We start from the raw sequence: 11214 nt of genomic DNA, 5'->3' as shown, positions 1-11214 counted from the left end.
GGCTGGCCCATGAAACAACGAATAGTTTTCGCCTTGTTGCTCAACATGTGCCTAACAGGATTGACCACCCCGGCCAGTTCAGCCAGTCCAAGGTGGCAAGAGAGGGTGTGTCACGGCACCATCGAGAGCCTAGTAAGCTGTCAACTGGGCGAAGGAGACAAACGTGTCTGCTTTGATGTTGTGCTTCGGCTGCAGACGGAAGCTCCAGGACTGGTGGCGTGTATCCGAACACCAACATTTTTCTCATGAAATGATCGGCAATTAGCGGACTCATTTAAGAAAAATGGGATTTATTCATCGTCTTTATTGCACAGTGTTCGGATTAGCTCGTCATGTTTGGTCATATTCGAACGCGCCTCCTGCAGGGTAATGGTATGCTTTCTCTGGGATGTTTCTCTAAGCCTGGCCTCGTAGTCAGGTCGGTTTTTCCCTTCCATGTACCGTGTCTCCAGGCTGAACGAGCATGGATTGGCTGACCTGGTCTTGAGATTGACATAACAGGTGCCAGTCGGCAGGTTGACCAGATCTTCACTGTTGAAATTCGGGTGAAAGACACCTTCCATGGTACGGGCATCGTTGATTCCAAGCCGAAAGCAGGTTGTATTGCCGACATTGCCGAGCAACGCACTGAGAACAGAATCACCGCTTCCTATTTTTTTTGTATCCAGTTGATCGGCATATTGATTCGCCAGGATCAGGCCGAGTTTGAATTTCCGTGCCTCGGACAGCATGGCAATGAAGGGTTCGGAGGCGATGGTCTGAAATTCATCGACGTAAAGAAAAAAATCACGCCGTAGCGCTGCTTTCATCTTGATCCGGTTCATAGCGGCGATCTGGATTCGGCTGACAATTTGGCTGGCCAGCAGGCTGGCTGCAACGCTGCCAAAACGTCCTCGACCAAGATTGACGAGCATGACTTTGCCCTGATCCATCATTTCTTGAAAATTTAGGGCCATGCTCTCCTGGCCGGTCATGACTTTCACGGTCTCATTGCAAAAAAACCGATTGAGTTTCGAAGTCACATAAGGAGTTATGTTTTGCAAAGATGCATCCCCCCCCGCGGCCAATGCCTGATCGATCATGCGATCAACTTCCGGATCGGCGCATTTGTCTCGGCAATAGTTGCGGAATTTGCGATCGTTGAACAGGCGAAGAAAATCATGGATGGTTGGGGAAAATGTTTTGCACACCTCCTCTTCCATCAGGAGGCGGAGAAAACTGCGAAAGTACGATTCAAATATAGGGCCACCCGTGGTTTTCATGTCATAGGCAAGATCAATCCATCCGTAGAGATCATCAATGAGGTGATCCCGCTCTTCCGCGTCACCAAAGGAAAGAATGTTGAACGGTATGATTCGTTCCTGATCAAGAAAATCGATCAGCACTAGATCATCGATTCTGTCTTCAGGGTAGAGTTGGAGAATTTTTTCAATCGAGTCTCCGTGCGGGTCGATAAAGCAGATACCTTTACCTTGTTCGATATCTGAAATAGCCATCCCTTCGAGAAAAATTGATTTTCCGGTTCCTGTCTGGCCCATGACCAGGGTGTGGCGCATCCGGTCTTCATCGGAAACCCGGACTTCGTTGATATGGCCGTTATGGCGGTTGGTGCCAAGAAGCAGCATCTGAGGTTTTTGGTTCTGCAGTATCGTCGGTGAGATCAAGCCTGAACGATGGTTTTTAATAGGCAAGCCTTGTGGATCGATCCTTTCCGGCCAAGGAATACGGAAGGCACAGGCAGCCTCGTCGACCGTCATGATGCCGTTGGGTGAAAAATAATCAGGGGCGAGAAATTTCTGGCCATTGATTGGTGTAACAGAAAATCCGCCCTTGAGCGGAAGGTAGGGCTGTTCTTTGACGTTCGGCACAGAGGAAATCTCGCTGGCCACCGCCGTCACCAAGGCCTCGTCGATGGCCGATTCAGAACAGAGAAAACATGCTCCTTGGAAGAGTTGCCGGTCTTTTTGCCAGATTCGATCAGAAAGGGCTTCTCTGAGCGCCCGTGCTTGGAGAGAGAGGATGGATTCTGCTGCATGCGCACCACTAAGTAATTCCTCGCATAAAGTGAGGGATTCCTCAAGTTTTTTCATTTCTTCGTCGGTGGCGTGAGCTGGGCGAAGCCGTATATGGAGCCAAACCGGGGATGGATGAAAGAGCAATGCCTCGACAACCTCGGCCAAGTCGCAAAACCGTTCTTGGTACCAGGGGAAGAGGTAGTCAATTCTTTCTTGCCCCGCTTTTTGTTGCTCCTGTCGGGCCGCCGATGCCAAAAACCCCACCGGATTTCCTTCCATTTTGCGTTGCTTCGCTGAGGGTGTGGTGGTGAGGGTGAGTGATTCTCGAAAACGGTCGATTAAAAACACCGAGGATGGTTGCAATGGCTTTATCCATCGCAACAGTTCAGATTCGCATGTAATTACTTCGAATTCCGCTTTATCGAGAAAGGTTGTCAGCAGGGCATGGAGATTGGCACACCGGCTCAGGAGGTCAGCAATAACGGTTTCCTTGTCGATCCCGGAGGTGGTAGCGACAATGGCGGCCTCTATTTTGCCGCTTAAAGGAAAGGCGGGCTCAGGCTGGGTCAGTAGATTCAGAGAAATGGTTATTGTATCGGGCCATGCAGCTAAGGCCTGAAGGATATGGCGATGTTTGAGAAAAGGTGAAAGCTCGATTTCTTTTTTGTTTACTTTGTCGTAATTTTTGCGAAGTCTGATGCTCTGAGCCGAGGCCAGCTTGATCGCGGCAGATGCGCGGACACCATCTGCTTCAGCGACATCAATTACTGCGGGAAGAAAGTTGTTGGTTCCCATAATCAACTCCTGTGATTCCTAGAGGACATTTTGATGTGGATGAGCGTAGCCGTTAAGAGGGCGGAAATGCCGAGAGCCTTCGCCACGAGGGAAGGGTTCGTGATCCCGAATCGCTTTTCCAGTTCGGCGAGTCTGGCGAGGCCCCATTGAAGAGTCTCCTCCTTGACCGGCTGAGTCGAACTTTCTTCCCTTGCCTGGTTCTTGTCGAGGATTTTTTCCGTCCACCGGTCCATGCGTCTTTCCTCCTTGGTCAGGGTTCGTAGAGCATGTCGTTTGGAGCGATAGATTTGTGACAACAAATCTAATCTGAACAAACGCGGAACAAGCGGACAGTCAGCTTCTAAGGGGAGACGTAGAAGCGACTGATATCTTGGGTGAGATTATTTTACAGAAAGATTGACACACCTTCGGTGTCCCCTACGGCCTCGGCTGATATGTTTGAGATTTTGTACTTTTGTAAAGTCACGCGTGTTTTGGGTTCACTGGTGATCCCATACCATTCCCCGGCCTTCTTGAATAATTATCTGCCGGTCCATGGATTGTCGCGGTCATGTGCGGCCTGGTTGGATGCCTTTTGCATGGCCTCTCTCCCCCGACTGATGCACGTGTAATAGTTCTTGACCCTGTTTTTCTCGTTTGAGTGTGTTTGACCTGTCAGATTGCCTATGGCAATGCCAAGTCTTCTTCCTGCGAGAAGTTTGTCATCTTATTAAAAAATCATTCAGTTCTTCATGTCTCTCGTTTATATTGATGACATTTGTAATAGTGCAGTTGCCTGCCCCTTTGGCAGATCCCAGAATCTGCTATAGCTCCCTCCAAATATGTCCCGATCAGGAGTTGTAGGAAATGTATCTCAGCACCGATAACCACCAGCCCATGACCCCCCGTTTCCTTAAGTTCAATTGTACGGTAAGCAAGGGACATGATCGATGCCGAGATTGTCCTTTAACTCCTAATGATTGCAGGCAATTTTGCGAATATATTCAGGGGATACAAGATAATTTTAAGACAAAACAGGCTAAAGAGATAAGGCGCTGTGATTCGGATGAAAAAATAACTCAAGATTACAGGGGAATAGATGGTGACACTCGGGATCAGCTTACCCCTATGAAAGTCGCTTTAATTGCGATCGAAAAAATATACAAACCAGACCAGCAACGCCATGACTTTAAGGCATGGATTCATAGTATTGTTCTGAAAAAGGAACTAGATATATCAAGAACCTATGATGTACGGCGTATTCAGTTAAAGGAAATAATGTTTCGTCTCGAAGGATGTAATGTTCTTGTAAATAATGATGAATTAATGAATAGAAAATTTATAACTGCATATATACCGACCTTGCATAAGGTTCGTAGCAACAAAGTTTCTGGCAAGTCTCCATCGATCAAGGTTGTTGATATCCGTAATGAGGAAATGTTGAATACCATATCAAAAATATTTAACATTGTAATTATTGTTGTTGGATGTGGGATTGATTGTAAAATTAATGGAAAAGATGGTTTTGATAATAGATTATCATATAGTAATAAATTGATAGAAAATGTAAAAAGTGTTGTTTTTGATGTATCTGGTGTCTTGTGTTGGATAAATAATGACATTTCCGCCGCAGATATTGTCGCTAGAATCAACGGAATGATCCGGCAATACTTGAATATTCAACTATCAAACGGAAGTGGCGATGTGGAGAAAGAAGAAGGGGAAGAGAGAGAAGATGTGATTCATGCTCTACCCGATCCAAAGAGAAAGCAGTCGATTGCCAATCGAGAATTGGAAAATGATTTTGAAGACTGTTTCGAGCAAATGTTTACTAAAGATGTACTGAAAAAATGTGCCGCTATTTTTTATTATGCTTTAACGATCGAACAAGAGCTATTCCGAGATTTCAATTCAAATGATTTCTATCATGAAAATGGAGAAATCAAACAAGAACGTATTTATGAGCAGCTCGCCAGGCTTCTTGGCATCAGTAGGGATGCTGCTAAAAGACGCTACCTTCGATGTCGGGAAGAGGGGGACGTTTATCGGTACCTGGGGATGTGTCTTGGTGGTTAATATGACAAATCTAGCTATGATTTTCTGTAACAATTTGAGAAATTGGAAAAAATGCCCCTATAGCCATTAAAATATTGGGAATGCAACATTCAGCAATTTTGTGGATAAAGATGGCGCCAGATTGCATCCATAAAAAACGTCACATTTATTTAGTGGACGCCGACAAAAGAGACAAAGATTGTCTTCTAATAGCAGAATACTATGGGATACATGAGACGCATTTAGTCGAGGTGCTTTGAAAGTTTTTTCAGAATGTCGACGTTTGGACTCAGAAGCGATGACTAGAATCACCCCTTTATTAACGGATGAATAACAAGAGTTTGGTATCTTTGGTTGCACAGCACCAGTTGCGCATTCCGGAGCTTTAGAAATAACCCGGGATTTTAATATCCACTTGGAATTTAGAGAAATGTTCAGAAATCAGATTGATACGATCAAAACCGGTCTGCCTTGTTATTCTGTTAGTTTTGACGGTTTATTGACTCAGGCGAAACATTTTGTGAGGACAATGGATGAGGTCCCCAGCCGACCGATTCTGCTGGAACAATGGCGTGAAACACAAAGGCGTATAGAGTTCGGCAAGGAACTTAAAGAGGGGTTAACCCTATTCAAAGAAGAGTTGAAACTGGCCAAAGAATACTTGGATGGCATGTTCTCGTTGCAGATAGACGACGAAACGGCTGGCACAGTAATGGCGGCATTTAGAATTTTTGACGAGGCGGCAGACCTCAATGAGTTTCTGTCGTACCCAAAGAATCTCTTAGTGCTAGAACTCGACAATAAATACAAGCAGCGCTGCCGGCGTATTACATTAGAGGCTCTTGGTGGCTACACTATTTTTTATCATCGATTCATTCCTCTCAATAGACGACGCCAACACATGCTAGAATCCATTCCAAAACGGCAACAGTATTTGTTTCCTTGGTACGGTATCGATTCTTGGGTCGATTTGCCTGAATACACATTAGAAAGATTGGTCGACGTCTGGCGCGATGCAGCCGACAGACTCGATTTTTCCGCACTGGAAATTCCTCAAGATAGGATAAAAGTACTGTTCAAGGCGATTCGACAAGACCCCAGTTTTTATCAGTTCCTCGCGGATCAGGCCCTATTGAAGGAGAAGATGGCCAAGGCTCTATCCTCAAATATATTTCTTGGTTTGACAGCACTTACAAATTTCATTGACGAGGTTGCCTTGCCGAAAATTGTCAGAGAGAAAGGGGCTCAAGCTACGGCATGCGCATTTCTTAATAGGCAATTAGAAAATGAACAAGACCGCTATGAACGACTTCTACTAGGCGGTATGCTTGGTCCTGATCTGAGTGATAAAGAACGTATCGAATTGTTTAAAAAAATAAGCAACTGGTTGAAGACAAAACCCACCCTTTCGCCACATAGTCTTGGCCGATGCCTGCAGGAATGGAGTGATAACCGACTTAAAGGCCGAGACCTGATTGATATGTCTGTATCCGAGTGGACCGCCTCCCTCCAGGTTGCCGCAACATTCCTAGAAAAACCAATTCCAGATCAAGTTGGGGCTTTTCATCAGGCAATTCGTAATCTGACGGAAAAAACTGTTTTTTCCGTGTTTGAGACTGTGCAAGACCTGTTCTCGAAATTAAGAGAATGGAAGCCAACAGCTATAAAGATAGAATTTATCTCTATAGCTGAAAGTCTGCTGCTGACAGCATTCCCACATCCTTTCGGCATGGCGGCTGCCGATTCAGGAGGAGCAGAATGTCTTGCCCTTGGAATTGTTGATCAATCAATTTCTTCTGTTCAGAATTTTCCTATTTATAATTTGGAACTAACTAGACCAAAAGCAGATCTTTTATCCTGTACAGGAGAAATAGATTTTCCTTCTGATATGGAAACACCCTTGGAATATTCCTGCGGAATGGTGGTGGATGGGGAGCTCTATCCCGCTTTTTTGTTTTCTCTCGATTTTGCAACAAAGAGATTCTCAGCAGAGTTTCACTATTTGCAAGAAAAGAATGGAGAATTGCGCATTATCGTTCTTCATGAGGACAAATCTTTATGAACTACAAAAGCCACGAATTACTCATTCATACTTTTTCCCGTTCTAATCCAGTTTTTTTTAAAGAACTGCTGGAAAGGATAATCGTTGATGATGAGCCTTACCGAAATGAGCTTGCCAAGGAAGTGCTTGGCCATACATCTCTGTCCCCTTTTCAGGGACATTTTCACCCCGATGGTTCTTCGCCTGCGGAGATATCATTGCAATCGATCTACGGCACGAATGCTCCTCCAAAAGAAAGACTGTTTCAGGTCAATCATGTTTTTCCGGTCTGGCAAAACATTTTCAACAAGGGGCTCATGGTTCCCTTAGGTATTGCACCCACCGATGACTGGCAAATTTCCGATGCTTTCGGGAAGTTTAATTTTTTTCAAGGCACAGTCGCTGATCCACCCTTCATTGCCTTGCTGAAAATTGTTGAGAATGCCTGGAAAGATCTAAGGCGTGAGTTCATCCCCTTGCGCTGGCGTCAATCTTTTAGCCTGAAAATTCTCTGCCCGATCCACTTGGATGCTATTGATGGTCAAAGTTTGCATGTCCCCATGATCATTGCGGTACTGAGGGCTTTGTCTTTTTCCCAGGATACCCTCTCGTCATCAGCTGTGCTTCCTTTCGGCAATGGTCCGATATTTGCGACCGGTGTGTTGAGAGGTGATAGAAATACGTTCGGTGCAGTGCAGCATGTCCAGGAAAAATTAGAGGGCTTTGTCCGTGAATATGGAACGGGACTTCCAGCAATTCTCCAACAATCCCAGATTGAGGAAATTGATTCTGATTTGTTGAGCAAAGTGACTGTATTTAAGGCAGATTCAATCAATGAACTTCTGTGCCTTCCCGAACTTGCCGATCCTCTGAGCAAGCTGTCTGGTCCCGTTCATGCCGGTGAGATTGACAAACTTCTGGTGACGATGACCAGGTATGTCCGTTCCGTTCGTTTTGGAGATGTCTCGGGAATGGTGAACTGGCTGCTGCCCCATGTCGGCAGCCCGATTTATCGCTTTCAGCTACATCGTCATGCTGGCCAGATGCTTGCTCACAGGGGCAGTTTTATTCAGGCAAATGAACACTTGAACAGCTGTAGCCGTCTGTTGCGCGATCATCCTGATCTTTTCGGCCTGACCGACCGTTGCGACCTGGGAACCTCTGCCGGAGTACTGGCGGTGGACGCCCTTGATTCGGATTTGGCTACAACAGTGCTGGACGAATTGACGCCTCACCTAGGAGCACTTCCAGTCGCCAAACGAGTCGCCTATTGGGGCAGCAAATGCCAATTGCTACGCCTGGAAGAACGGTATGATGAAGCCATAGCCGCAGGAGAAGAATCTGTGCGCTTGGCCGACCTTGGCAGGGCAAGCGATTCGGGGCGTGATCGTAATTATCTCATCCATGCCCTTCTTGCGCGTGCTCGATCAAACTATGGGGCACAGGGGCAGCATGATCTTGCTAGGGCGTCTTCACTTCTTGCCGAGAGCCAAGGGGATTTCGCTCCTTGCGATGACCGGCGTGCCCGGCAGTCACACCTGACCTTTTGCCTCCATTTTTCGGCAGAATTGGCCCGTCTGCAGGGGCGTAGCTTCGATCTGCCCGATAACCCACCCTGGAAAGGAGATTGGGATCACGCCTGGTATTTCGCCCTGCTGAGTTGCGCCAGAAATGAGCAACATGGCTTGCCTGCACGCATAAGGTATTGTGACAACCTGGTTAAGCGACTGCAGAAACGCTCGGAAAAGTATTCGGATTACGAATCCCTCTTTTTTATGTTCCTGCAAGTGTATCGGGTTTATCAGGATCTGTTGTACAATCAACCCTGGACAGACCCCCTCCGTGTGTTGAGGGAATGGTGTGCGAGCATGGAAGAGAGAGGGTTTCCAGGGTGGAAGCACAGACTATCTTCTTGTCTGGATAAGCTTGAACAGGGAAACAGAGAAGCGGCCGATCGGCTTTGCGAGCTTATCCACTATCATTGACGGAAAGGATGATGTTACAGCTGGATAATTCTGCTTGTCACCTGAAATTAAACCGAAGGGGGTTGAGGTAGCCAAGTTTTTCTTGGAGCTTTACAGGGAAAGAGTTTAGGCGCTTTCTCACATTGCATGAAAACGAAGCAACATGTTGAGTAAAAATTTCATCATGCGCAATGTTATCTATAATTCCATCCATTGCCAGCTGAGCTTCGAGACAGGCTGCAATCAACTCCAGTGCTTCGCAAGGTTGCTTTTGAGCAAAGTGGGACTTTAGATCTGTTAGTTTGTCTTTACTAATTTGTTGCTTGTTGTGCTCAATTTGCACTTGCCAGAAGAGAAGGAGCATCCCGGGAAACGATTTTGGCACAGGTATTCGCTGCGTGATAAAAATCAGAGTATCTTCGTCAAGAAATGGCTTCGTTTTATATAATTTTAGGAGCGCCACAGCGAGATAAGGGTTGTCGTAAGAGGCATCGGATAGTGTTGGAACGCCGGAAATGGCGGGGATATCCTTGGCCAGATTAACGGCGGTTTCGTATTTTTCAAGGTCATAAAGTAAATGGATTTTATAGGCAAGATAACGGACTCGCGCTGCAATTGATGATTGCAAGGGATAGATTTTTCCCCACAGTTTCAGTGCCTCAGTAGTTTTGCCTATGTGTGCGAGAGTCTGCATGTGACCACCAAGGCAATGAGCAGCCGTTTCAATATCCTTGCACATACTCATACATTGTTCGCGGTATTTTTCTCCTAGTTGCTCAGTTTCGTCAAATTCCAATTTGTTTTGTCCACAATCGATGACGTTGGCGATAAAGCGGTAAGCAAGGGGCCGGCTCACTGAGTCGATATTATTGGTGAGGAAATATTGGTTAAGTCGTACAGCCTGCTCCACGTCACCCGTTCTGTTACAGGCCAAAAACTGATTCATCTCGGCTATGGCTGCCATGGTTTCGGTCAGAGGTGTACCGTCTTTATGCAATTCCCGGGAAATAATGCTGGATGCATAGTAGCAGCGAGGTTTATCGGTGAGGTTTTCATTGAGATGTTTTATCAATGACTCTTTTTCCGGTGGAGTAATCCGGTTAAGGCACTCAATGGTCACTGGTAGCAGCAATGAACCGTAAGTTCTAAAAGTTTCTTCGTCCAGATTAGCCAGGGAGCGAAGCGTCGAATCCGGGGATCTATACGATGCCTCTATGAGGCTGTGTATCTCTTGGAGCACTTTTTGGGTATAAGGAAAACTAAAGGTGTTTTTTCGGTTCTTGATCTGCTCAAATAACTCCAGTTCGGAAAAAGAGTTATGGCTAGGATACGTATCGAAGACACGCCCAAGGCAATCTGCATAGCCGAGCCAGGGATGCTCGTCTTTGCGTACAATTGTTGGTCCCATGACAGTGAGGTTACACCAACCTTTTCTCTTATGAACACTGTCGAGCAATCGCCGTATGTCACCAATGAGCACTTGAGAATGAGCCTCGTAGGGGAGGACATTCTCAATGTAAATCCATACCGTTTTCGGTCCTAAATGACTTTTCTGAGCAATGTACTCAAGGCTGAGCGTTAATGCATGTAACCACATTTGCAAATGCAGACCTTCTTTTGCATTAACCTTTATCCTGTAAGGATCAGCTTGATTGTATTTCCAGGATAATATGGCGATTTCCTCATTTTCTATCAGATTATTCCGGAGTTGCCTTGAGGTGGCCGGGGCACTTTGGGCGCCATGATATCCAATGGGGCAAAAAGGGAGGTTGGATTGGGGCGGTATCAGCACCGCTATCATAACCGAGGGATTGGATTTATCTTGTGCTGGACTATGATGATCCAATAAGTTTCCAGATTCGTCTACGACCAAGACCCAATCGTTCAATTCATATTGACATATCTTCGGGCGAAGGAAGGTGACTACGGTAGTATAAGCCTCATGCCATTTTTTTTGATCTACTTGTTTATCGATGAGATTTTTGCTCAACAAAACGCAGTTGCGCAACATTTTTCCATGAACAACATCGCCAAGAACGCGGGTTATATTACTCCCGTAGTACCTCCCTACATAAGACGAAAAATTTCCTTCTATATATTTTTTTATATCTTTTTGTAAATATTTTTTACTAAAGGAAATTAATACTGGTATTTTTTTGTCAAGATTGTGCTTTATTTCCAATAATTTTACAGTATCTTTATTTGGATCATCACTTGATGAAAAATAATTAATAAAAGGATTAAAAATTGACTTAACCTCTTTTTGAGATGTGAGATTTGGATTCATAAAGTTTAATCAATCAATGATTATTTATAATTTATAAAAAATTGTGTCTGCTTTTTGCTCCATCGTCAATTCATAACT

The 11214-nt window shown here is 45.4% G+C and carries 7 protein-coding genes; 4 read left to right on the top strand and 3 right to left on the bottom strand.

Annotated elements, in window-relative coordinates:
* The first annotated feature begins 9 nt into the window (after window positions 1–9).
* Complete coding sequence (locus tag ACHZCX_RS14245; protein ID WP_319587877.1) at window positions 10–249, top strand: hypothetical protein; 240 nt, start codon at window positions 10–12, stop codon at window positions 247–249.
* 41 nt (window positions 250–290) lie between these two features.
* Here ACHZCX_RS14245 and ACHZCX_RS14240 read toward each other — a convergent pair whose 3' ends face one another.
* On the bottom strand, window positions 291–2810 hold the full coding sequence (locus ACHZCX_RS14240; RefSeq protein WP_319587876.1) for a hypothetical protein: 2520 nt from the start codon (window positions 2808–2810) through the stop codon (window positions 291–293).
* 2 nt (window positions 2811–2812) lie between these two features.
* Window positions 2813–3043, bottom strand: a complete 231-nt coding sequence (locus ACHZCX_RS14235) for a hypothetical protein (protein WP_319587875.1) — start codon at window positions 3041–3043, stop codon at window positions 2813–2815.
* A gap of 613 nt (window positions 3044–3656) precedes the next feature.
* On the opposite strand from ACHZCX_RS14235, the gene ACHZCX_RS14230 reads away from it, so the two are divergent.
* The 3 genes from ACHZCX_RS14230 (at window position 3657) to ACHZCX_RS14220 (ending at window position 8870) form a co-directional block, all read left to right on the top strand.
* Complete coding sequence (locus tag ACHZCX_RS14230) at window positions 3657–4865, top strand: hypothetical protein (RefSeq protein WP_319587874.1); 1209 nt, start codon at window positions 3657–3659, stop codon at window positions 4863–4865.
* Between the two features lie 409 nt (window positions 4866–5274).
* Window positions 5275–6906 (top strand): type III-E CRISPR-associated protein Csx30, encoded by a 1632-nt coding sequence (gene csx30 / locus ACHZCX_RS14225; protein WP_319587873.1) that lies wholly within the window; start codon window positions 5275–5277, stop codon window positions 6904–6906.
* Window positions 6903–8870 carry a hypothetical protein gene (locus ACHZCX_RS14220; RefSeq protein ID WP_319587872.1) on the top strand — a complete coding sequence of 656 codons (1968 nt, stop codon included), beginning with the start codon at window positions 6903–6905 and terminating at the stop codon, window positions 8868–8870. The genes csx30 and ACHZCX_RS14220 overlap by 4 nt, the downstream gene beginning before the upstream one ends.
* 37 nt (window positions 8871–8907) lie before the next feature.
* On the opposite strand, the gene ACHZCX_RS14215 is transcribed toward ACHZCX_RS14220, so the two are convergent.
* Window positions 8908–11136 carry a hypothetical protein gene (locus ACHZCX_RS14215; RefSeq protein WP_319587871.1) on the bottom strand — a complete coding sequence of 743 codons (2229 nt, stop codon included), beginning with the start codon at window positions 11134–11136 and terminating at the stop codon, window positions 8908–8910.
* Window positions 11137–11214: the final 78 nt, after the last annotated feature.

The organism is uncultured Desulfobulbus sp. (assembly GCF_963662935.2).
Classification (GTDB): Bacteria; Desulfobacterota; Desulfobulbia; order Desulfobulbales; family Desulfobulbaceae; genus Desulfobulbus.
Note: the sequence above shows the minus strand (reverse complement) of the source record. Positions and strands in the feature narration are given on the sequence as shown.